23 protein-coding genes are annotated in these 23936 nt (G+C 46.3%); 8 read left to right on the top strand and 15 right to left on the bottom strand.

The genetic code is table 11. The features are described 5' to 3' along the window. Nucleotides 1-6 precede the first annotated feature (6 nt). Together rep and B2W60_RS03855 are read left to right on the top strand one after the other, a co-directional pair. Entirely contained in the window at nucleotides 7-2019 is a 2013-nt protein-coding gene (rep, locus tag B2W60_RS03860) for a DNA helicase Rep (protein ID WP_292362528.1), read from the top strand. A 60-nt stretch (nucleotides 2020-2079) separates the two neighbouring features. Beyond that, nucleotides 2080-2937 carry a YcnI family protein gene (locus tag B2W60_RS03855; protein ID WP_292362529.1) on the top strand — a complete coding sequence of 286 codons (858 nt, stop codon included), beginning with the start codon at nucleotides 2080-2082 and terminating at the stop codon, nucleotides 2935-2937. 77 nt (nucleotides 2938-3014) lie between these two features. Here the strand turns inward: B2W60_RS03855 and B2W60_RS03850 are convergent, their stop codons facing one another. Continuing rightward, nucleotides 3015-3218, bottom strand: a complete 204-nt coding sequence (locus B2W60_RS03850; protein WP_292362530.1) for a hypothetical protein — start codon at nucleotides 3216-3218, stop codon at nucleotides 3015-3017. 373 nt (nucleotides 3219-3591) lie between these two features. Between B2W60_RS03850 and B2W60_RS03845 the strand changes: the two genes are divergently transcribed. From B2W60_RS03845 to B2W60_RS03820, 6 genes are all read left to right on the top strand, one after another. Next, complete coding sequence (locus tag B2W60_RS03845) at nucleotides 3592-4953, top strand: MBL fold metallo-hydrolase RNA specificity domain-containing protein (protein WP_292362531.1); 1362 nt, start codon at nucleotides 3592-3594, stop codon at nucleotides 4951-4953. 611 nt (nucleotides 4954-5564) lie between these two features. Beyond that, nucleotides 5565-6401, top strand: a complete 837-nt coding sequence (locus B2W60_RS03840; protein ID WP_292362532.1) for a hypothetical protein — start codon at nucleotides 5565-5567, stop codon at nucleotides 6399-6401. A gap of 106 nt (nucleotides 6402-6507) precedes the next feature. Continuing rightward, nucleotides 6508-7296 (top strand): hypothetical protein, encoded by a 789-nt coding sequence (locus B2W60_RS03835; RefSeq protein WP_292362533.1) that lies wholly within the window; start codon nucleotides 6508-6510, stop codon nucleotides 7294-7296. Between the two features lie 88 nt (nucleotides 7297-7384). Next, entirely contained in the window at nucleotides 7385-8938 is a 1554-nt protein-coding gene (locus tag B2W60_RS03830) for a hypothetical protein (RefSeq protein WP_292362534.1), read from the top strand. Between the two features lie 28 nt (nucleotides 8939-8966). Further along, entirely contained in the window at nucleotides 8967-9269 is a 303-nt protein-coding gene (locus B2W60_RS03825) for a hypothetical protein (RefSeq protein WP_292362535.1), read from the top strand. A 101-nt stretch (nucleotides 9270-9370) separates the two neighbouring features. Then, nucleotides 9371-9727: a DUF2200 domain-containing protein gene (locus B2W60_RS03820; protein WP_292362536.1), complete on the top strand. Its 357-nt coding sequence runs from the start codon at nucleotides 9371-9373 to the stop codon at nucleotides 9725-9727. 33 nt (nucleotides 9728-9760) lie between these two features. On the opposite strand, the gene B2W60_RS03815 is transcribed toward B2W60_RS03820, so the two are convergent. From B2W60_RS03815 to B2W60_RS03750, 14 genes are all read right to left on the bottom strand, one after another. Continuing rightward, nucleotides 9761-11032 carry an MFS transporter gene (locus tag B2W60_RS03815; RefSeq protein WP_292362537.1) on the bottom strand — a complete coding sequence of 424 codons (1272 nt, stop codon included), beginning with the start codon at nucleotides 11030-11032 and terminating at the stop codon, nucleotides 9761-9763. A 281-nt stretch (nucleotides 11033-11313) separates the two neighbouring features. Continuing rightward, nucleotides 11314-13746, bottom strand: a complete 2433-nt coding sequence (locus tag B2W60_RS03810) for a TonB-dependent siderophore receptor (RefSeq protein ID WP_292362538.1) — start codon at nucleotides 13744-13746, stop codon at nucleotides 11314-11316. A gap of 119 nt (nucleotides 13747-13865) precedes the next feature. Next, nucleotides 13866-14840 (bottom strand): FecR family protein, encoded by a 975-nt coding sequence (locus tag B2W60_RS03805; RefSeq protein WP_292362539.1) that lies wholly within the window; start codon nucleotides 14838-14840, stop codon nucleotides 13866-13868. Then, on the bottom strand, nucleotides 14833-15393 hold the full coding sequence (locus B2W60_RS03800) for a sigma-70 family RNA polymerase sigma factor (RefSeq protein WP_292362540.1): 561 nt from the start codon (nucleotides 15391-15393) through the stop codon (nucleotides 14833-14835). The genes B2W60_RS03805 and B2W60_RS03800 overlap by 8 nt, the downstream gene beginning before the upstream one ends. 187 nt (nucleotides 15394-15580) lie before the next feature. Continuing rightward, the gene (locus B2W60_RS03795) at nucleotides 15581-15847 is read right to left on the bottom strand and encodes a hypothetical protein (RefSeq protein ID WP_292362541.1); all 267 of its coding nucleotides are present in this window, start codon (nucleotides 15845-15847) and stop codon (nucleotides 15581-15583) included. Between the two features lie 99 nt (nucleotides 15848-15946). Next, a complete protein-coding gene (locus B2W60_RS03790; protein WP_414673269.1) occupies nucleotides 15947-16405 on the bottom strand; it encodes a YaiI/YqxD family protein in 459 nt (152 codons plus the stop codon). A gap of 10 nt (nucleotides 16406-16415) precedes the next feature. Continuing rightward, complete coding sequence (locus tag B2W60_RS03785) at nucleotides 16416-16733, bottom strand: Na+/H+ antiporter subunit G (protein WP_292362542.1); 318 nt, start codon at nucleotides 16731-16733, stop codon at nucleotides 16416-16418. Nucleotides 16734-16741: 8 nt separating this feature from the next. Next, nucleotides 16742-17011, bottom strand: coding sequence for a K+/H+ antiporter subunit F (locus B2W60_RS03780; RefSeq protein ID WP_069295891.1), 270 nt, complete (start codon nucleotides 17009-17011; stop codon nucleotides 16742-16744). Next, entirely contained in the window at nucleotides 17005-17502 is a 498-nt protein-coding gene (locus B2W60_RS03775; RefSeq protein ID WP_292362543.1) for a Na+/H+ antiporter subunit E, read from the bottom strand. Before B2W60_RS03775 ends, B2W60_RS03780 begins: the two co-directional genes overlap by 7 nt. Further along, complete coding sequence (locus B2W60_RS03770; RefSeq protein WP_292362544.1) at nucleotides 17499-19025, bottom strand: monovalent cation/H+ antiporter subunit D; 1527 nt, start codon at nucleotides 19023-19025, stop codon at nucleotides 17499-17501. The genes B2W60_RS03775 and B2W60_RS03770 overlap by 4 nt, the downstream gene beginning before the upstream one ends. Continuing rightward, entirely contained in the window at nucleotides 19022-19414 is a 393-nt protein-coding gene (locus B2W60_RS03765; RefSeq protein ID WP_292362545.1) for a Na+/H+ antiporter subunit C, read from the bottom strand. Before B2W60_RS03765 ends, B2W60_RS03770 begins: the two co-directional genes overlap by 4 nt. Continuing rightward, nucleotides 19414-22233 carry a monovalent cation/H+ antiporter subunit A gene (locus B2W60_RS03760; RefSeq protein ID WP_292362546.1) on the bottom strand — a complete coding sequence of 940 codons (2820 nt, stop codon included), beginning with the start codon at nucleotides 22231-22233 and terminating at the stop codon, nucleotides 19414-19416. Before B2W60_RS03760 ends, B2W60_RS03765 begins: the two co-directional genes overlap by 1 nt. A 143-nt stretch (nucleotides 22234-22376) precedes the next feature. After that, a complete protein-coding gene (locus B2W60_RS03755; RefSeq protein ID WP_292362547.1) occupies nucleotides 22377-22871 on the bottom strand; it encodes a c-type cytochrome in 495 nt (164 codons plus the stop codon). A 58-nt stretch (nucleotides 22872-22929) separates the two neighbouring features. Then, nucleotides 22930-23934, bottom strand: a complete 1005-nt coding sequence (locus B2W60_RS03750) for a zinc-binding alcohol dehydrogenase family protein (protein ID WP_292362548.1) — start codon at nucleotides 23932-23934, stop codon at nucleotides 22930-22932. Between the last annotated feature and the right edge of the window lie 2 nt (nucleotides 23935-23936).

The raw sequence follows: 23936 nt of genomic DNA, 5'->3' as shown, positions 1-23936 counted from the left end.
TATTTAGTGAAAGATCTCAATCCGCAACAGCGGGAAGCTGTGCGTTACATCGATGGACCGTTGTTAGTGTTAGCCGGTGCCGGCAGTGGCAAGACGCGGGTGATTACCCGCAAGATTGCCTATCTGATCGAGCAATGCGGTATGAAAGCCAGCAATATCGCCGCCGTAACCTTTACCAACAAAGCCGCTCGTGAGATGAAGGAGCGGGTTGCTGATTTGATGTCTACCCGACAAGCCTCAGCGCGAGGTTTGATGGTATCCACATTCCATACGCTTGGTTTGAATATCCTGCGGCGTGATGGAAAATCACTAGGCTATCGTCCCGGCTTTTCCATTTTTGATGCCCAGGATTCACTGGCGGTTTTTCGCGATCTGATGGGACGTGATTTTGCGGCTGACAGCGATCATGCACAGGAAGTGCAAAACCTGATTTCAAACTGGAAAAACCAATTAATTTTGCCCGAGCAGGCGGCCCAGATTGCCGACGGTGCTCAGGAAGAATTCGCTGCCAGGGTTTACCCACGTTATGTGCAGGCATTGCAGGCCTATAACGCCGTAGATTTTGATGATCTGATTTTAAAACCGGTGATTCTGTTCCGAGAACATCGTGATGTGTTACAAAAATGGCAGGCCAAAATTCACTATCTGCTGGTGGATGAATATCAGGATACCAACGGTTGTCAGTATGAACTGGTCAAGCAATTGGTCGGCATTCGTGAAAAGCTCACCGTGGTAGGGGACGATGATCAATCGGTGTATTCCTGGCGTGGCGCACGCCCAGAAAATCTGGTGCAACTGCAAACTGACTTTCCAAGATTAAAGCTGATTAAACTGGAACAGAATTATCGGTCGATGGGCCGTATCTTACGAGTCGCCAATACATTGATAAGTCATAACCCCCATATTTTTGAAAAGAAACTGTGGAGTGCGATGGGCGAGGGCGATGCGATTCGGGTGATTGGCTGTCGTGATGACGAACATGAATCAGAAAAAGTTATTTCCGAGCTGCTTTATCACAAGCTCAAACACCAGGCCAGTTTCAAGGACTATGCGATTCTGTATCGCAGTAATCATCAATCCCGTTCGCTGGAAAAAGTGTTACGTGAACATAACGTGCCGTATTTTCTGACCGGTGGCACCTCGTTTTTCTCGCGGGTTGAAGTCAAAGACATCATGGCCTATCTGCGCCTGCTGGCCAATCAGGATGATGATAATGCCTTTTTACGAGTCATTAACACGCCACGTCGAGGTATCGGTTCATCTACCTTACAGGCGCTTGGAGAATATGCTGCCAAACGGAACACCAGCATGTTTGGCGCCTGTTTTGAAATGGGACTGGCTGAAAGTCTGCCAGCTAAATCAGTGCAGAACCTGGAAGTCTTTACCCGCTGGCTGATTGATATTTCCGATCGTGCTGCCCGTGGCAATCTGCTGGATGCGATCAAGGATATGATCGAGGAGATCAATTACCGCGGCTGGCTGGAAGAAGTCAGTGGCGATCCGAATAAAGCCAATCGACGTATGGAAAATGTCGATGAACTGGTCAGCTGGATCGAGCGAATGATTGATCAGGACACCGAAGAAAAATCGATTGGCGATATTGCGGCACGTTTAACGTTGATGGATATCATGGACCGGCAGGCTGATGAAAATCAGGCCGATGCGGTGCATCTGATGACATTGCATGCGGCGAAAGGGCTGGAATTTCCGCATGTATTCATTGTCGGAATGGAAGAAGAAATCCTGCCGCATCGAACCAGTATTGAAGAGGATTCCATCGAGGAAGAACGGCGTCTGGCCTACGTTGGCATCACAAGGGCACAACGCAGTCTGGTGATGACGCTGGCCAATACCCGTAAACGTTACGGTGAAAAGGTGGACTGTGAAGAAAGTCGTTTTCTTCGCGAGTTACCGCCAGAAGATTTGATCTGGATGACCGAAAAAACCCAGGTTGATCCGGAAGAACGAAAAGAGCGTGGCAAAGCGCATTTATCCAATATTCGGGATATGCTTAAGTAATACCACTCGGATAAAACAAAACGGGTGCTAACCCACAATGGAAATCAGGTTGGAAAAATGATGAAAAATAAACTTTTGTGCTTGGCGATGTTGATACCCGGTTTGGCTAATGCTCAAGTGTTTCTCGAGCAGACTCAGGCGGAAAGTGGCAGTTATTACAAGGGCGTCCTGGCAGTAACCGCGGGTTGTGATGGATCGGGGACTACCCGCATCACGGTTGATATTCCGGAAGGTCTGCAATTTGTGCAACCCATGCCCAAAGCGGGCTGGCAGCTGGAAGTCGTCAAAAAGCCGGTTGAACGCCCATTCTTTAAGGATGGGGTTGAGATAACCGAAGCTGTTCGGCAGATTACCTGGTCAGGTAATACCTTAAGTGATATTCATTTTGATGAATTTATTTTCCGTGGGCGGATTGGTGTGGGTGCCACCAGCGTGCTGACTTTTCCGGTCACGCAGAAATGCGAATCAGGCGAATTACATTGGGATCAAATTGCCGAAGCAACCGTCGAAACCCGGGGACAAGTGCAGGGTCAATATCGTGAAATGGATTTTGAAGAAGATGAATTACATCAACAACATGATGAGATGGATCAGCAAACAGATCCATCAGGTGATCACAGTCAGCATAAAGCGCATCAGCATCAACACCAGCATGGCCAAACTAAGGGTGAATCTGAGCATTCCGTGGATCATAGTCAACATAAAAGCCATCAGCATCAACATGGTCAGGCTAAAGATGAAACCGATCACTCAGCCCATCAACACCACCATGATCCTCAGATGGATATGACTGAGGAAGATAGTGAAATGGATCATTCAGCTCATGCTGGCCACGGCGGCCATGGTCAATCCACTCTGCAATATCCAGCACCGTATGTGACCGTGGTGGATGGCACGGGTGATCATCATCACCATTAATGCTCTAGCAGCATAAAAAAGGCCTCGTTTTTAATACAAACGGGGCCTTTTTTTATGCATTCCTGTTGACTAGGTGCTCATGGCGGAGTGGGAGGCTGCGGCATAGGTGGAGCCTCTTCGGCCTCTTTCTGTTTATCATCATCCGGGTCATCTGCCGGCTGATAAGTGCCTTCGGAAGGATCAGGAACCTGAGGCGATTTTTCATCTTCAGACTTTTCAGAAGCGGCGATAATCGTCGAAATGCTAGCTGATCTTTCTTGATTTATTTGCTGTAGTGTCATGATGTGGATTCCTTAAGGTTATTAAAGAGGACATCTATCTTGCTGTAATAGCAGAGTGAAACGCTTTGATTAGTGGATTTTAGTCACAACAGATGCGGTTCAATAACCACGCGCTTGTATCTCAACAAGTAAATGCTTTTTCAATTAGACGTTACTACAAATCAATAGAGTTACAGTTAATCTGCATCAATATGGTCAATATCTGACAAGTTTATGAAAGTAGTGATACGGTAAACATTTCTATGTTTAGCGTATAAATTGAGAATAAAGACGTCCACCAAAGATTTGACCCATATCAACAGTTTGTATGTCTAACCCCAGTAAACTGTACTCTAGCTAAAAACAGTATTTGTCAGACAAGGATCACACGCATATGAAACTTCGATTTCTCGGTGGTACCAGCACAGTAACCGGTTCCCGTTACCTGCTTTCTGATGATAATCACCGATTGCTGGTGGATTGTGGCTTGTATCAAGGGGTGAAAACCTTGCGGCGACGGAACTGGGCACCGTTTCCGGTCGATCCTTCAACCATCAATGCCGTGGTACTGACGCATGCTCATATCGATCATTCCGGCTATCTGCCAGCACTGGTCAAAAACGGCTTTAAAGGCAAAATCTACTGCACCAAGGCCACCCATGAGTTATGTAATGTGCTGTTGCCCGATGCCGGTTATCTGCAGGAAGAAGATGCCAAATATGCTTTTCGCAAGAAGTTCTCAAAACACGAGAGCCCGGAACCATTATTTACCGAAAAAGATGCCAGAGAAGCGTTAAAACATTTCGAATCTCTGCATTACCACGAGACATTTGAGCCAGTAAAAGGCTTTGAAGTCAGCTTCACACCAGCTGGGCATATTCTGGGCTCATCCTGTGTGCATGTTCATCACAAAGGTTCAGATCGCACAGTAGTCTTTACAGGTGATGTGGGACGACAAAACGACATTATCATGCGTCCGCCGGAACCACTGCAGCACGCTGATGTACTGGTATGCGAGTCCACCTACGGCGACCGTCTCCATGGTGATTCAGATCCGGAAGCTGAACTCGCTGATATCATTACTAAAACTTCTGGCCGCGGCGGTATCACGCTGATGCCAGCCTTTGCCGTTGGCCGGGCACAAATGCTGCTTTATGTGGTGCATAAACTGATGGAAGAAGGCAGAATCCCCGAAATGCCGGTCTACCTGAACAGCCCGATGGCGATTAAGGCCACTGAGGCTTTCATCAAACACCACAAAGAACATAAGCTGGACCAAAGCCAGTGCGCGCTGATTGACGATCAAACTCAGTACATCCGTACCGTAGATGAATCTATCGAACTGGATGCCATGCGTTATCCCTGCGTGATTGTATCGGCAAGTGGTATGGCCTCCGGTGGTCGGGTATTACATCATCTTAAAACCTTATTACCGAATCCACGAAACAGTATTGTATTCGCAGGCTTCCAGGCCCCGGGCACTCGTGGGGATGCATTGGTAAATGGTGCTCAATCCGTCAAAATCCACGGTGCGTACTGGCCGGTAAAAGCCGAAATTCATAACCTGGATTCCATGTCCGCTCATGGTGACTACAACGAAATTTTGAGTTGGTTAGAGCAGGGCAACCTCAAGCCCGATAAGGTTTACGTCACCCACGGCGAAGTCGTTGCCAGCGACACCATGCGTAAATACATCACCGAAAAATTCGGCTGGGATGCTGAAGTGCCAGAACTGTTTGAGGAAGTGGATATTTGAAATAAGGTCATTCATCAAATCTGGCCCAATAAAACTGGCTCAGTTTTTAACTAAAACTGAGCCTTTTTTTGTCCGAGATTTGATAATCTCATCAGCCTTAAAAATTAACCACAGAGACACAGAGAATAATTTTGAATTGTTATTTCGCTCTTTATTGGCAGCTAAAGAAATCAGATGCAGAAATTCATATCTTCGATTAATCGTTAATATCTCAAATAAATCAAAGGTTTGTTTTAATTTTAAAAACCGTATAAATTGTGATACATCTCTCATTTTGAGGCCGATATGGATATTCAGCTCGCATCAACCTACTCCCAAGCCTGTTCAGGCAGAAAATTGATCCTGAATCTTTCACGATTAATGAATTCAGTAAAATCTTACCTGGAAAAAATTAGATATTTCAATTGGTTAATTCGTGTTGGTAGGGTTTGTCAAATTTATAAACCATCCACGCTAATAATTATTATGAGGTCGCAGATCTCATTAACAGACTGTTAGCCATGAAAAGCGGAATACCACGTCATGAAGTCTGGAGACAGGCATATCGCAAGCAAAGATACTGTCGTCACCTCACGCAACAAGAGTTGAATCAGCGAGTACGGGATGTATTTGTGAATAACTTGCGACTTACTCCGCAAGCAAAAATAGGTCTGCCACAGATGGATCTTGAAGGCGTAAGGGGTATGGAATTGTGGACGCATGTACTTGAAGAGATGGTGCTGCGTCATGGGCCATATCCAAACGGATTCACAAGAGATATTTTACATTCAGAGCCGTTCCCCGATTTTGTCGGTGATCTAGGAAAAAAATCCTCTCAGGTTCTTTCGTCAAGAGGACTTAAAGAGGGCCAGGTATTTATCAAATTTGGCGAAGCCAAGCACATGACAAGTTTGTACGAGCGAGGTGAATTACGCGTACAAGCAGCGAGTTACTACGCAACACCTGATCATAATGGCGCTGTTCGTGACGATGAACTCTTCTTGCCTCTCTCGCTCTCGCTAACTCGCGATGATGTTCTTAAATTCGTTCTTAACCCTCAAGATGTCCCTGAGGACTTAAAAGACCACCGGCTAGATATTAATTATGACGCGGGTACTGACTATTGGTTATATTGCTTGACTACAACTGTCGAGCCTAGATTGTTTGTTGATTTTCAAGCGGATGCTTGTGTAATTATTCATGACAAAAACCGATTCCGTGAATTACTGATTCAACAAAGCACAGCGGGCTTTTCCGACGCAACATTTCAGGAAGGCAATGCCGTCTATGTCGATCCACTGTTGCCAAAGGCTGCTGCAATAGATGTCCCGATGTCGAAGCACTTCAGGTACGAGTATCAGAAAGAGTACCGATTTATATGGAAGCCAAGGAAGCTGGCATCAGGTCTTCCCTATATCGATATCGCTGTTGGTAGTTTAGAAAGCATCGCTGAACTGGTGGTGCTATAGAGTGAAAAAATGGCTAACAAGGCAAATTAACACGGACCGCAAAAACCGCTGCGCGCTTTTTACTTCCAGTTATTTGCGGCGTTAGAAGCCAAAGGAAGATATGAGCATGAAAAAAGTCTCTTGGGGGCCGATAAGATCCTCGCTTACGGAAAACTTTTCCTTTGGTGATATAAAGCAAATCGTTGGGTATGCTGATATTGATATGTCAAGACTTGCACACTTGGAACAAAAAACACAGGGAGGCGCATCAAAGTCGCAATTGCTGAGTGCAATTGATATACAGATTGGCTCAATGGATGCTGAGTCAGTTGGTGTCGTTGCTTCAATTTGCTGTGAAGAGATGCTGCGGCGGAAACCAAGCCTAATATCAGAGTTAGAACGAGTTCTATCCAGGGTGGGCTGGAAGTTTTCGGGATCTGAGATATTGCCGATAGAAATATTTGATGTATCAGAGCTAAAGGACATACCTGATAACGCGCATGAGGATATTCTAAAAGCCGCAAGCAGATTGAGAGACGGTGATTTAAGTGGATCACTCTCAGCTTCTTGCGGAGCGCTAGATTCCGTTACCGGCTCAATATATCAAGAGTTTGGCCTTGGCGATCCGAATAAAGCATCATTCCAAGAAAGGATTAAGAAATCTATTGATGCCATTGGTGCCAAGGATCAGCTAATTAAAGAGCTTCAAGAAATTGGATGGAGTGAACCGGATTTTAAGCCATTGTTTTCTAGTTTGGAGGGCTCCCTGAACCAAGCGGCATTTGTAATGCAGAAATTGAGATCAAACATGGGTGACGTACATGGGACAAAGCCAGTAATTTCCGCGCTTGTCTATGATTCCATAAAATGGTCTCTGTTGTTGCTAAGAGTTTTGGTGACTCGTAATGGCTTCTAACAATTTGCTGCACACGGAAAAATTACTCGCTGCGCTCGCAATTTTCCAGTGAGCAAGGCGTTAGAAGATTCCAGATAAAGGCGCATAGATGGACATTGAAAGTGAATTAACGGGATTTCTGCAAAGCAACATCAAAGATGGACAAAATAAGACTAGAGACATCGAAATTATAAAGTTCTACTACGGGCTAGATGAATCGCCTTGGCCTACTTATGAAGAAACTGCGAGCCGGTTTGGTGGTGTCACCAGGCAAAGAATTGAACAATTAATAAAGTCTAAGTTTAAAGATAAAGTCAACAAAAACTCCATCCCTTCTCTAAGGGAATTCATAGATATATTAGAGTCTAGAGATTATTGGCTGGTCTCAGAATTTGAAGAGGAAATCTATACTTCAGGTCTAATGGGTAGGGAAAGCCATATAAAGGGGGGGCTCAACCTTATCAATGATGTCAAAATTGATTGTGAGTTCGAATTTTTCACGCCAGAGTTAAATCGAGCCACGAGGAATTCAATTTTAACTAGCAAAAATATATTCTTGATTAGGAAGTCTAGTGTCAAGAATATAGAAAAGATGCTTAAAAAAGCACAGGGCCTGCCGGGTCGTTGTGGCATTGCGAATTTGAAGTATCTATATGAAGAGCTTGGCGAATACTATTCGCTCGTTTCGTTGTTAATTGAGAACTCGCCTACGTCTTGGGTTAGAGTGAGTGACGATGATTACTGGTATATTTTTGAAAATCGAGATAACACCATTATTAATTACTGCGAAAAGGTTTTTGGTGTTATCGATTATTGTGATTCTGCAAAGCTTGCAGCGACATTTAGAAATGCCTTAGATGGGAGGACCTATAAGTATCCATACCCACCAGAAGAGATAATCGAGGAATACTTAAGAAGTTCTGTCTACATGATTAACATTGGTTCTGGTTTAAAGTTTGTAGGACAAACTACGGAGCTAAATGAAATTGAAAAAGACTTAATATCTTTCATTGATTCCGGTAGGGCTGTATCGTTTCCTGAGTTTCGAGATTATTTGTCAGAAAAAGGCTATGGAAGCGCCCATATACAAAAAACCACAAATTCCTCACCATTGGTGCATGTAGATAAGACAAATGGCCGGATGCATTATATTTATAGTCTTATCGGTGATCGGATTTTATCCGATGATGACATGCCAGTTATAGATGCATATGAATTTTACCTCCGAAGATTAAGAGCTCTTCTTGATGCTGGGACGGATGAGACAAGAGAACAAACAGCAAGAAAAGAGCAGTACATATTAAAAGAATGGTTATTTAAAGATAAAATCCATGAAAATTGTGCTATTTGCGGGCAAGAGTTCAATGTGAAAACTTTGGTTACTGCACATAAGAAACCTAGATCAGACTGTAATGATGCAGAGCGCTTAGATCCCTATATTGTGATGCCTGTGTGTTTGATGGGGTGCGATTATCTTTATGAAAATATGTATATCTATATCGATGGTGGTGGGATTGAGAGAGGTCTTTCTTTTCCGAACGCAAGGGCTGAATCTAGCTTTATTGAACACCTTGTTGGACGGGGAGTTGATAAAAAATGGCTTTTAGGTGATCAGTCTTACTTTCGTTCGCCTAACAAAGCATTGCAGCGGACAAGCCGCTGAATCCGCCGTTAGAAAAGGCTATTGAGCAATGATGCAACGTTATCAGTCACTCGACGATTTGTGGTGCGAATGGGGTTCAGCCACCACTGCAATCATGAAGCATATTGAAAGCAACGAACCAATAGATAATCAGACAGGCTGGAATTTCGTCCAAGCAATGGTTGTGAGCCATCACCAAGAAGGATATGTCGTCACTATTGTCCACACAGCCTATGATCCGAGTATCAGTGGATATGTTTTGCTTTCAGTTCAGGCTAAGGTATGTGATTCGGGTGAGATCAACGTTACTACAGTCAAAAGGGCGCTGGTAGATCAAGCAGTGCAGTGGTAAATGTGCCGTTCTTACCAGTGCATCAAATACGTTACGGGCCAATGACGCTCCACCGAATCAAGGGGGCAGCAAACTTGATATGAGACCAACGTTATTTGGATATGAAAAAAAACAATCATCCTATCTTCACCATGCCATTTGCAAAGGTTTATCCGCTGTATATTCAAAAGGCTGAACGCAAAAATCGAACGAAAGCGGAAGTTGATCAAATCATTTGCTGGCTGACTGGTTATGACCGAGCGAGCTTAAAACAGCAAATCGAATTGGAAAATGATTTTGAAACCTTTTTTGCCCAAGCCCCAGCCATTCATCCAAATAGCTCTTTGATTAAAGGCGTGGTATGTGGTGTTCGGGTTGAAGAAGTCGACGATCCATTGATGCAGAAAATCCGTTATCTGGACAAGCTGATTGATGAGCTGGCTAAAGGTAACTCAATGGAAAAGATTCTTCGGCAATAAAACCAGCTATCAATAAACTAGATACCTAATCAATTAAGTTGTTGGCTCAGGATGAGGCCGATGATCTTCTACCCATTGTTCGTCCATGCGTGGATCCATTTCTGCAAGCACATCGCCGGATGTGGCTGGAACGGCAACATAGACATTCATATGGTCTTCTGAGATACGCTCGCTCTGCAATGCGTAATATCCTAACGCCAAGGCAAACAATGTCAGTACGGTAAAGAATGCGATCGCGGAAAATCCCAGTACAAACCCTAACAATAACGGTGCGATGAATGACCCTAAGCCATACGAAAACAATAAGGTTCGGCTAATCTCGACCAGGTCTGTGTTTTCATCAAACACATCATTGGCACGCGCTACACTCAACGGATAAATGCTGAACAAACTGACACCAAGCAAAAAGCCCACTGTATAAAGCAACGTCACGCTTTCACGCCAGATCAAAGGCAAAACCAGCATTAATAGAAAAACACCCGCACCGAAAAATCCAGACCAGGCCAGCATTTTCCGGCGTCCTATTCGATCCGATAACATGCCCACAGGTAATTGCGACATTAGCCCACCCAGAATGGTAATTGCCATAAACAAGGAGACCACTTTGGGTTGGTCAAACACATTTAAAACATACAGCGGTAGCATGGTATAAAACGCGCCAATAAATACTCCGCCAATAAAACTCCCAACTAATGCCAACGGTGCTATCGATAACAGTTTTGGCATGCTGTATCGTTCAAAGGGTTTTAAAACCGGTTGTGAGACACGGGTGATGGCGACAAAAATTAGCGACCAGAGCACCAGAATGGAACCCAGAATGAAAATGGTATTGGCTGGCATTTCCAGCATAAGCAGCAGTTGTCCGAAGGCTAACGCCAGGAAGAAAACGATGGTGTAAATCGCCAGAATTTTGCCGCGGTCTTCGGTGGAGCTTTTTTCATTAAGCCAGCTTTCTAAGACGATCAACATGGCATAAAAGGCAAAACCGGATACCAAACGCAATGTGGCCCAAAACCAGGGATCGAACCATAAGGCGTGCCCCAAAAATGCCATGACCATAATTGCAGAAAAAGCCGAAAAACTACGTGCATGACCTACTGTGACAATCAGTTTTTGACTGAAAACAGCGGCCAACATTGCGCCCAGGAAAAATGCAGAATTGATTAAGCCGATGACGCCCTCAGTAAGGCCTTCCTGTTTCAGGAATATGCCGATGAATGTCATCAATAAGCCGTAACCCGTTGCCAATAGCGAAATCGAGAAGAACAACGATGAAATCGGTAATAGGGCTCTTTTAAAAAACATGGGGATTCCTGAAACGAAAATAGCTTGCTGCGTGTAAACACAGCAAGCCACTATTCTGATTATTTTCTACACAAATTCAAGGCAGGATACAGCAAACTGGATTTGGATGAATTATGTTCAGCCGCTAACCGTGATAAAACTCAACCTTTTGCTACAACCACTTATCCAGTTGAATACCACACGCTTGTTGGCCAAGTTTAAAAAAGCAAAAGGACAGATTTATTCTTTTTCATTTATGCAGAAAGCCCCGGCAGTGATGGCTGCCGGGGTGTGTTGAGATGTCAGAAGTCCAGCTGTGCTCCCAGTTTGATCGTGCGTGGTGCGCCCTGAGCGATGCTTGAGCTGCCTGCAGAGGTCAGCCAATAAGCTTTATCGGTCAGGTTTTCAACATTTAATCGTAATGTCAGCAATTGTTTGTTGAGGTCAATTTCATAGCGTGCGCCCAAATCAAACAACGTTACCGAGTCCACTTGCCACTGGTTGAAATTATCCAACGGTATGCTGCTGGTGTATTGCGCGCCACCCGTGAGTGTCAACCGGGTATTTGGAACCTGATATTCACTGTATAAACGGAACTGTCTGTCAGCGACGCCTTGTATCGATTCGCCTTCCAGACTCTCATCAGTAGTTTTTCGGTTGGTGGCATCCAGCCACATTGCACTGGCACCGACAAGCCATTGTTCATTGAGTTTGCCTCGGGTGGAGATCTCAAGTCCTTCGTAGCGGGCTTCACCATCCTGACTGAAGACATCATTCCCATCCGTGTAGGTGAGACCTTTTTGCAGCTGAAATACCGCCATATTGGCTGACCAGTTATCATGCTCTATCTTAACGCCGGTCTCGACCTGTTTGCTGATTAATGGTTCAAACACTTCGCCGGCATTGGCTGCAGTATTGGGTGCAGTGGCACCTTGTTCAAAGGCTTCTACGTAACTGGCGTAAATTGAAAGCCATTCGACTGGCCGATAAATAGCTGCGACCGAAGGTGTGATTTCACTTTCTTTGTAATCACCATATTTATCTTCAAGACTGCCGTAACGTGCGCCGAGAATAAAATCCCAGCTATCGCCCACATTCAGGGTATCCGAGATAAATGCTTCTTTCCGGGTGATTCTGGAATACTCGTTAAAGCTGGCATCACTTTTATCCAGATGGCTCACCGGACGGTCGAATTCAACCGGGGAAGATAAATTGCCCGACCCCAGCGGAATCGCCAGTGTGCCAATACCAGAGCTATTGGATGAAATGGTACGGGTATGCGATAAACCCAAAGCCACATTGTGGGTGACAGGGCCGGTTTCGATGATGCCACTCAGCACATTCTGTGTCTGATAGCTTTTGAACAGATTGTTGTAATTGTAGAGCGTAGCGGAATAGTTGCCATCGCCATCGACATACAAAATGGGCATCAGCGGATTACGATAGCTGGTGGAGTAACGGTACGACAGTTTATTGTTCCAGTTATCGTTAACCTGCCAGATTAAATCACTACCCGTGGTAATGTGTTCCGATTCATAGCGGGTCCAGTCCGGGACCAGGCGTTTATCACCGTCAATCGGGCTGACAATGTTGCTGACTGTGCGATCAGTAAATGAACCGTCCGAGTTGGGTGAAATAGAAAAATAGCCGCCATAGCTTTTACGCTCAGATACCAGTGCATCTGCCTGCCAGGTGAGATCCGGTGTGATACGTAAATCAACTGCGACAGAAGCCGATTTACGATAGGCCTTAGCGTCATCGACATAGGTGTCACCGCCTTCTTTAACGACATTGACGCGATAACCAAACATATCCTCTGGACCGACACGCCCACCGATATCGCCATGGGCCATGAGCAACCCACTATCCATTAATTGGGTGGATACACTGGCCTTGAATTCGTCAGTCGGGCGTTTAAGCACATAATTGATAATGCCGCCTGGCGCTGCGAAACCATAAAGGAAACCACCGGCACCTTTGAGGATCTCAACCCGCTCAAGATGTTCCAGCGGCAGGTCTTTGGCACGGCTGCGGAAATTCATTCCGTCAAGTTTCTGTCCGGTATCAAAATCCGGGCTGATACCACGAATGGAAAAAGCATTATTTTCTGTGATCAGATTATTGCCTGATAAGCTGATAGCCGCATCAAATTTGGTTAACTCGCCCAGTGAACGTGCCTGCAGATTGGCTATGTAATCTTCAGAGTAGGTTTCAATGGTAAACGGTGTATTTTGCTTTGACAGGTTTCCCAGCGCACCAGCGAAAACATCGCCAACCCGATAGGCATTGGCGGCAGAACCATTCATTCCCAGCCCCTGAACCTTCATCGTAGATAACGTAACACTTTGACCTTGTTCATTGATTTCCTGCAAAGCGTAACTATTGTCGCCCTGAGCTACGGCCACCAGACCGCTGTCGGTGAGAATCCGGCCAAGGGCATTTTCAACTGTATAAGTGCCTTGCAAACCTTCACTGCTTTTGCCACTGGCTAACTCTGATGCACCGACAAGATAGATGCCGGCCTGTGCCGATAAACGGGCCAGTACCTGACTCAGTGATCCGGCAGGGATATTAAACTGTTGCGTGGCTTGAGCCGCAGCCTGACTTGTTTCTGCCTGTGCAGCAGGAAGCCATCCCAGTGTCCCCATGCTGGAAACAGCAACAATATGTATTGAAAGCGCCAGGGGTTTGAGCCGGTTTTTAGCTGGTTGTTTGTGGTGGTGTTGTTTCACCATTCGTATTACCTCATCTATTTTTGTGTTTACACAGATAGAAACGGGTGAGGTGTCCAAATCCGGAACCATTATTTGAAAAATAATTGAAATAATTGCAAGATGTTGATTTTATTTATAATTTAACTTCGGCTTGGTTCCAGTTTAATCCACCCTGGAAAAACCTGACGCACCTGGATGGGTAAAACTCTGGTCAGCATAACCAGTACGCGATCCGTATCACTGAGCGGGAAACTGCCATAGACTTTCAGCTGAGCAATCTCATCAGAGATATTGATATAGCGGTGTTGATAACGATTGAGTTCGGCAATCAGCTCTTTCAGCGTCATATCTTCAGCCACTAAAAGACCTTGTCGCCAGGCTTGTCGGGCTGTGATGACAGGTTGTTTTGGCTGAATCTGGTGGGTACTGAAACGGGTTGTTTCACCCTGCTGAAGTTTTGCTTGCTGATCATTATGAGTCTGAACGGATACCGCACCTTGATAGACAGCGAGTTCGATATCTTTCTGATGGTTCAATACATTAAATTGTGTGCCAAGAGCGGTTAACCGGCCATGCGTTGTGTCCACGATGAAGGAACGGTTGAGGTCTTTTGCTGTTTCAATATAGATCTCGCCATGAAGTAACTGAATACGTCTTTGCTGTTCAGAGAAGTCCACATTGATCGCGGTAGCCGTGTTCAGCCAGATTTGGCTGCCATCTGCCAGGGTGATATTTCGCTGTTGGCCGACACCTGTGTGATAATCAGTCGCCAGAGCCATGACGCTGTTGGGGAGCCATTTTTTATTCCAGCTGAGTTGGCCGAGAAAACCAATGACAGCAATACTCATCATGCCACTCAGAAGACGCCGCCGTTGGCGTAGTCGTTGGTTGGCACTGTATAGATTGTCTGCGGTGGCATGCGGATCCGGGGTTTGTTGCAACGCTTCGAAATTGTGGCTGATTTTTTCCACGAACCCCCAGGCCTTTTTATTCTCAGGCTTGGCATCAAGCCATTTACGCCAACTGGACTTATGTTCATCACTGGCTTGGCCATCACGAAGTATGGCATACCATTCAGCAGCCTCTTCAAGTGTTTTGTGAGAGGGCTCAGCCATATAAACGTGGCTCGGAAATGAGCTCACGGGTGGTTTGGGATGCCTGTAATGTCAGACAGGCCAACATGGCCTTTGCCACGTATTTACGCACCATGCGATCTGAAACACCCAATTGAATCGCTGTTTCAGCATCCGTCATCTGGCAGACCACGGCTAACAGAAAGGCTTTGGCTGCTTTGGTCGGTAACTCACTTAACATCAGGTTAATTTCTTCCAGAGCTTCCAGCACTGCCGCCTGGCGTTCTGCTGATGGGGCTGTTTCTTCGGGATAACTTGAGAGCGTATCGTGCCAGGCTTTTTCAATTTCCTTTCGACGCCAGAGATCAATACAGAGATTTTTCGCGGTAGCACATAAAAAATTGCGAGCATGTTCATTGCTGGAAAAGTGACGTGACGCAGGCAAACCGAGCAGACGAAGAAATGTATCCTGGGTCAGATCGGCGGCTTCTGCACTGTTACCTAATCGTTGATATAGCCAGGATTTCAGCCAGTTATGATGTTCGCTGTACAGCACCTGCACGTTAAAGTGGCTGACAGAGTGGGCACTGCTCACAAAAGGCTCCTGAATGTTATTTGGTAATGAGAATCAATAGCATTCTATTGCTTTAAGTCAAACCTCGCAAGCGAGCTTTTGCGGTAAGCTGATTCAAGAGTTGGGTTATCGTGGCTTATGCGTTGTGGAAGGATAGGGAGCAAAAAGTAAGAGGGATAAAATAGGGATGGGTTGAACCGGGCGGCAGTTACTTATGGTGATCGTCTTTAGTCACTAGAAACTCGAGCCCGGCACCGATATCTTCTTCACCGCAAGCAGCCATGTCATCAGGGCTGGCAGCCTGTGCTTCTTTATGTGTCAGAATCAAATCACGACGTTCTTTAAACGGGTCATTATTTTCATCACTTGATTTGTTGCTGACATCAACTGAGTTTTCAGGGATTATCTGGCTGTCGTCAGTACTGGCAATGGGGACGTTAAGATTCTTTGTCTGAGAACGTTTGGATTTATTCATGGTGTTTTACCTTTAGCGCCTCTGTGATTAAGACTATGGGTAAACCGGATTTAATTTGGATTATAAACCCAATAGACAAGACTGCATAACAGGTTCAGCTCAACGCCTGGCTTTCTGTAACCACTTATCCAGCTGATTGCCAAAGGCCTGCCGGTCGCGTTGATTAAAGGCTGGCGGGCCACCCATTTGTTCGCCGCTGCTGCGCATGGTTTCCATAAAGTTACGCATGGTGAGGCGGGCACTGATGGTATCGGTGGTGTAGAGTTCGCCTCTGGGGTTGAGGGCTAAGGCCCCTTTTTCAATCGCCTCGGCGGCGAGGGGAATATCTGCGGTGATGACCAAATCACCTTTCATCAGACGTTCGACAATTTCATTATCGGCTACATCATAACCGGATTGCACTTGCTGGAATTTGAGAAACGGTGAGGGCGGTAAACGTAAACTGTGATTGGCAATAAAAGTGGTGTGAGTCTCTGTGCGGGTGGCAGCGCGGTAGAGAATTTCTTTAATCACTACCGGACAGGCATCGGCATCGACCCAGATTTGGGGCTTGCGTATTTCCGACACGTTAATCTTCAAGCTGGCGGGTACGTTCCACCTGTTTGACTTTAATATGAATGGCCGCTTTAGCCATCAGATGGGCACTTACCGGGGCAGTGATAAACAGGAATAAAGTCACCAGAATTTCATGCAGACTGACTCCATCTGTTTTCAGACTGAAATGAATCGCTGAGGCAATCAGAATCGCTCCAACGCCCAGGGTACTGGCTTTGGTCGGGCCATGTAAGCGCATATAAAAATCAGGTAGTTTGAATAAACCAATCGAACCGACCAGCGTAAAAAACGCCCCGACTATAATCAAAATCGCTAATATCCACTCAAGCATAATCGTCTCTATTCCATTATGTCGCCGCGCAGCAAATATTTGCTCAGCGCCAGCGTTCCCATAAAACCCATGACAGCGATCAATAATGCTGCTTCAAAATACAGGGCACTCTGCAGGTTAATTCCCAGCAGAATCAGCAGGGCAATGGTATTGATATACAAAGTATCCAACGCCAGGATTCTGTCCGGCACACTGGGACCGATAATCAGCCGGATAAAACTCAGCAGGATCGCAATCGCGACCATAACAAATGCGATTGATAAGGCCAGATTCAGCATGCGACAAATATCTCCAGCAATGGCTTCTCAAATTTTCGATGAATTTCAGCTTTGATCTCGGCTACATCATCAATATGCAAAGCATGAATCAGTAAATACCGACGATCTTTACTGAGATCACAACTGACTGTGCCCGGTGTTAATGAAATAGTATTGGCTAACAGGCTGATGCCCACCGGACTGGTTAATTGCAGTTCATAGTGCAGGAAGCCGGGGTTAAGCCTTTTTTGCGGACCGAGAATCAATTTAGCGACCACCGCGTTAGCGACCAGAATTTCATACAGGACTTTCAGAATATAAAGCACCAACATCCATGGATGACGGATGATGATTTGTTCCGGCCAGTAACTTGACGTCAACCAGGGTATAAAAATCGCCAGAGCAGCACCCAGCACAATATGACCCGGATCCATGCTGTTATTCAGTAATAACCAGATAGCCCATAAAATCAGGGTGAGTAAAGGATGGGGAAATACGCGCCGAAACATCATTTGCCGGTTTCTCCATGAGAAAGCGTGTCTAATACTGCATTAATATAAGCCTGTTGATCGTACAACTGTGCAGCGATTTGAGCACTCATATTGTTCAATGGCTTAGCGAATATCACCATTAACGGGCTGACCAGCATCAGCATCACCACAGCAATAAACGCTGATTTATTCAAAGGTGAAGTCTGTTGCGATTTATCCTTCTGCACACTGTAAAACAGTAAAGAACCTGAACGACATACCGCGATGATCATGATTAATCCGCCAATCAATACCACACTTAAAATAGCGGCAAACCAGGGGTGAGCCAGAGCGGAATTCAGAATCATCACTTTACCGAAAAAGCCTGAGAGCGGTGGCATACCGGTTAAGGCAATCCCCAGCAGCATAAACACCGAACCAACTAACACTGGACGATCAACCGGAATGGCTTTGGTAAACGAATCGGCATAGATACCGCGTCCTCTCAGAATCACGTCGGCGATTAAAAACATAGCTGCACCGAGCAGAGTCGAGTGAATAAGATAATAGAATGTTGCGGTTAATGCGGCTTCGCTATTAATGCCGATAGCAATCATCAACGTCGCCACCGACGCTAATATCAAATAGGCGACCTGACGGCGTAATGCTCTGGCTGCCAGTACACCTAATGCGGCTAATGTCAGGGTGATTAAACCCAGTAACAATACCCATTGAATATGCACAAACGCTAAATCGCCAGCGGCTTCACCAAACACAGTCCCGTGAACACGGATAATCGAATACAAACCGACTTTGGTCATGATGGCAAACAAAGCAGCCACCGGGGCTGAGGTGTAGGCATAGGCACCGGGCAACCACAGATAAAGTGGAAACATCGCTGCTTTAATACCGAAGACGACCAGAAGTAAAACGGCCGCTGTGGCGACAATGCCCTGATCTTCTGCAGAGACGTTTTGCACCGCAATGGCCATATCGGCAATATTCAGCGTGCCTAGAATGCCGTAAAGCGTACCGACAGCGAACAGGAACAGCGTCGATCCCACCAGATTGATGACCACATAATGCAGACCGGCGCGGGTACGCAGACGTCCACCGCCGTGAAGTAATAAACCGTAAGAGGCGAGCAGTAATACTTCGAAGAAGACAAACAGATTAAATACGTCGCCGGTCATAAACGCACCGTTCAGACCGAACAGCTGTAACTGGAACAAAACATGGAAATGCTGTCCCTGCTTATCGGTATCGGTGCGTATGGCATACCATAATGCGGCTAAAGCCAGTAGGGAGGTCAGTAGCAGCATCATTGCCGATAATCGATCCAGCACAATGACGATACCAAACGGCGCCTGCCAGTTACCGAGTAAAACCACTTGCATGACATCAGTGCTTGCCAGTTTAAAGCTGACCAGACTGACGCCAACCAGCAAGCTGATTAATATCAGGCTTAAAATGCGTTGTGTCTGAATACCGGCTGGACGTGCCATCAACAGCAAGATGCCACCAATCAATGGTAATAACACCGGCAGAATAGTAAACGGACTCATGATGTACTCCGTTCAGAATCAGATTTTGCTGAGTTGTGCTTGGTGGCTTTAAGTTCATCGTCGGATCGGTGCAGCCCGTCGACATGATCATTGCCTAATTCGCTACGGGCTTTTAATGCCAATACGATAAGAAATGCGGTCATACCGAAGGCAATCACGATAGCGGTTAATACCAGGGCTTGTGGTAAAGGATCGGTGTATCCAGCGGCGGCCGGATCGATCACGGCCGGAAAGCCGATTTGCAAACGCCCCATGGTAAATAAAAAAACATTTACTGCGTAAGCGAGCATGGTTAATCCCAGTACTACCGGGAAGGTTCTGGCTCTTAGCGTAAGATACACGCCGCAACCGGTCATCACGGCTATGACGCTGGCAATTAGCCATTCCATTAGTTAACTTCCTCATGTTTGACGTGATGCGAAGCGTGACTGAGTTTGCCCAGTTCGACCAGAATCATTACCGTGGCCCCCACGACGACCAGGAATACACCTAAATCAAAGGCAATGGCGCTGGCCACTTCAAATTTACCGACAACCGGCCAGGTTAAATAAGTAAAGGCGGTTGTCAGGAACGGATAACCGATCAACATAGAGACAACACCGGTCAGTGTGGCAACCAGCAAGCCAATCCAGATCACCCGATGCATATCTATCCGCAGGCGTTCATTGGTCCAGTCGATACCGTTGGCAAGATATTGCGAGATAAGAGCAACCGAAGCGATCAGGCCGGCAATAAATCCACCGCCCGGAAGGTTGTGACCGCGCAGGAAGATAAACACTGCCACCATCAGCATCAGTGGAAACAGTAAGCGGGTAAGGGTCTGCATAATCGGTGGATGCGGATCATGACTCCAGACCAGACCATCAACATCTTTTGCTGGAGCCGCAAGCTTCAGGCCTTCCAGCATGGCAAAGACACATATACCTGCCAATGCCAGCACGACGATTTCTCCTAAAGTATCAAAGCCACGGAAATCGACCAGAATCACATTGACCACATTTGTGCCGCCACCACCGGGTTTGGCGTTATCAATAAAGAAGCCGGATATCGGTGAATAATCACGACTTAGTACGGCCATAGTCAAAAAGAATACCGACACTGCAGCCGCTACAGAAATCACGCCATCCCGCGTGAAACGAATATAGCTACGCTCCTGTGGCGTGTGTTGTGGCAAAAAGAATAAGGCTAATAACAACAGGACAATGGTGACCACTTCAACGGATAACTGGGTCAGCGCCAAATCCGGTGCTGAAAACTTCACAAAGCCTAAAGCCACCACCAGACCGACAACCCCGATAGCAATCAGCGAAACCAGCCGTTTATGGTGAAGCATTACTGTCAGGATACTGGCAATAATCAGTACTGCCGACATTAAAAAGGTAATGACATCGGCTTCCATCAAAACCCGATCGCCAAGTAAAGGTGAGTTGAACTGGAAGAAGGTGATGATACTCAGCATCAATGCGCCACCAATAACCCAGGTCACGGCGGGTTGTAAGGTGGTTTGATCAAATGCATCAGTAATTTTTTTCGATAGACGAATGATTTTCCACAGTACCCAGTCAAAAACCGCTTTACCGTCGAGGCCATGCAGACATCTGTCGTGCCAGGCAAATAAGCGATGGCGCATGCTGTAAACGGCCACACCTAATACCAAAGCAATGAAACTCATCATTAACGGCAGGTTGAATCCATGCCAGATAGCCAGACTGAATTCAGGCGCTGCCGTTTGCAGACTTGAAGCTACGGCAACGGTCAGTATTGGGCTGATCAAAAACATGGGCGCAACGCCGACCAGTAAACATAACACCACCAGAATATCGACCGGAATTTTCATAAACCTGGGGGGCTCATGGGGTGTTTTTGGCAAATCAATCGGTTCGCCGTTGAAGAAAACATCATGAATAAACCGTAGTGAATAAGCGACTGAGAAAATGGCGGCCAAGGTCACTAATACCGGAATGGTCCAGGCGGCTAATGTGGTTCCCGATGCACTGATGGCCTGTTCAAAAAACATCTCTTTGCTGAGGAATCCATTTAACAGCGGTACACCGGCCATCGCAGCAGCAGCAATCATCGCCAGCATCGCAGTATGCGGCATCATTTTGAACAGACCATTGAGTTTACGCATATCACGGGTGCCGGATTCATGATCAATAATGCCGGCAACCATAAACAGTGAACCTTTGAAAGTAGCATGATTGATGATATGGAAAATCGCGGCAACCAGTGCCAGCTCACTGCTGAAGCCGAACAAAAGGGTAATGAGGCCAAGATGACTCAAGGTCGAATAAGCCAGCAGACCCTTTAAATCATGTTTGAATAAAGCGACGTAGGCACCGAGGAGCAGCGTGATCATCCCTGCTGTGCCTACCATCCACATCCATTCTGGTGTACCGGAGAGCGCCGGGAAAAATCGTGCCAGTAAAAAAATACCGGCTTTCACCATAGTGGCGGAATGCAGATAGGCCGAAACCGGAGTTGGAGCTGCCATGGCATGGGGCAACCAGAAATGAAACGGAAACTGGGCCGATTTGGTGAATACACCAAGCAGAATCAACACTAAAGTTGGCAGATATAAATCATGCCCTTTGATTAACTCCCCGGAAGCCAGTACATCGCTTAATTGATAACTGCCAACAATGTGCCCGAGTAATAACACACCACCTAGCAATGCCAGACCACCAGCACCTGTTACGGCAAGTGCCATGCGGGCACCCTGGCGTGCATCCTGACGATGCTGCCAGTAGCTGATCAGCAGAAACGAGGTGATTGAGGTGAGTTCCCAGAACACCACCAGTTGTAACAGATTTTCGGATAATACAATGCCCAGCATAGAGCCCATGAACATCAACATATAGGCGTAAAAACGCCCCATGGAATCTTTTGCCGACAGGTAATATCGGGCATAAAAGATGATCAGCAGACCAATCAGCAGGATCAGTAAGGCAAACAGCAGAGCCAGACCATCCAGACGAAAAGCGAGATTAAACCCAATTGAAGGCAGCCAGGACCATTGTTGAATGAGGGTTTCGCCAGCAAAGATAAACTGCATGGAGGGAAACAAGATGGCCAGCGTCAGCAAGGTTGTTAACCCAGCAATCCAGGCAGAGGCTAATCGGTTGTACCGCGTGGCCCAAGCGGCAAAAGGCGCTGCAGCAAAAGGCAATAAGGCAACTATTGGAAGATTAAAACTGAGTAAGCTCATGGCGGCTGGTGTGATCCCTGTCAATGCTAGACGATAATCGGTTCAGCATAAGGCTTAATGACTACAAAAATTCTTTTGCTATGTATCTCAACAAGTTAAGCCGGAAATGACCGGCTTAACTTGTTGGCTATGAAATGATTAATTCAGTCGGCAGATGAAATCATATAATCGACAGCCGCTTTGACTTCATCATCGCTCAATTTTGGATTACCACCCCGAGCAGGCATCATGTTAAAGCCGTTAATTGCATGTTCGTAAAGGGTATCCATGCCTTTTTCGATGCGTGGAGCCCAGTCGGCAGCATTGCCGATTTTCGGTGAGTTCATCATGCCAGTGCCATGACAAACAGCACAAACCTGTGTTGTTACTTGCTTGCCAACGCTATTTTCATCAGCGCTGCCTGCAGTATCTTCAGTTTCATCAGCAACAGGAGCCTCTGCAATCTGTTCTTCACCAATGTTTTCCCGTGCTACTGGCTTTAATCTTTCAGCAATCGCTTCAGCATCCATGGGTTCAGGCTCGACGACTCCATCAGCAATAGCCAGCATATTGGACAAAATCAGGTTAGCGATGACGAACAGTACTGCGACAACAATTAAACTGCCGATCAGGTACTTAGGTGAATTAGATGATTGCATGGTTTACCTCTGACTCCATAATAGTGGTACTAATTATACGGGCATATGCTCAGCCGCGCTACGCATCAGACAGCGGCCCGAGCGTGATTTTTCCGATTGTTTTTCCATGGCTGACTAAATCATGAGCCTGTTCAAGTGTTTGAGGTGTCAGATTGTCAAAATGTTGTAGCGATACTGGATATAACTGGTTTAAATCAGCCATTTCAGCAATACGTTTAAGAATCAGTCCTTGTTGGCTGATATCTGTCGTTTTTAAATGGGGACGGGTGAACATGAATTCCCAGACCAGCCCGGCACTTTTGGTTTTCAGCAGATTCAAATCCACAGGTTGCTGAAAGCTGACCACCAGGGCTATCAGGCCTTGTGGCGCAATCAGTTCAACCATTTGCGGATAGTAATAATCACTGTCATTCAGACACAGAATATAATCCGGCGCTGGCAGGTTTGCTTGCTGATAATTGTGGGTTAAGGAGCCTTGATGGCTGACCACGGCATCAGCCCCCAGTATTTCACACCATTCTGTGGTTTCCGGGCGCGAAGCGGTCGCTATGACCCTGAGATGGGTGAGCTGTTTAGCCAGCTGAATTGCCATTGACCCCACACCACCTGCAGCACCGATAATTAACAGGGTTTTACCCAGATCCTTCTCCACATTAATTCTGAGTCGATCAAACAGACTTTCCCATGCGGTCAGACTGGTTAACGGTAAGGCGGCTGATTGATGTATCTCAAGTGATTGCGGCGCTTTGGCAATAATGCGTGAATCCACCAGTTGGTGAGAGGCAAAACAGCCATCACGGCCAACATCTCCGGCGTAGAAAACTTTATCTCCGGCCTGAAAATCATGACATTTTTCGCCTACTTCTACGATGGTGCCTGCGGCATCCCAACCAAGAATCTTGCCAGTCGATTCAGCATCAATGGTTGATTTAACTTTCAGATCGACCGGATTTACGGCGACGGCTTCCACGGCAACTAATACATCATGACCGGTTGGTTTCGGCGTCGGTTGATGGATCAGTTGAGACATAGGCTGAGCATGCTGAAACTGTAATGCCTGCATGT

Origin of the sequence: Methylophaga sp. UBA2496 (assembly GCF_002341635.1) — a bacterium.
GTDB lineage: Bacteria > Pseudomonadota > Gammaproteobacteria > Nitrosococcales > Methylophagaceae > Methylophaga.
This window is presented reverse-complemented; position numbering and strand designations above follow the sequence as displayed.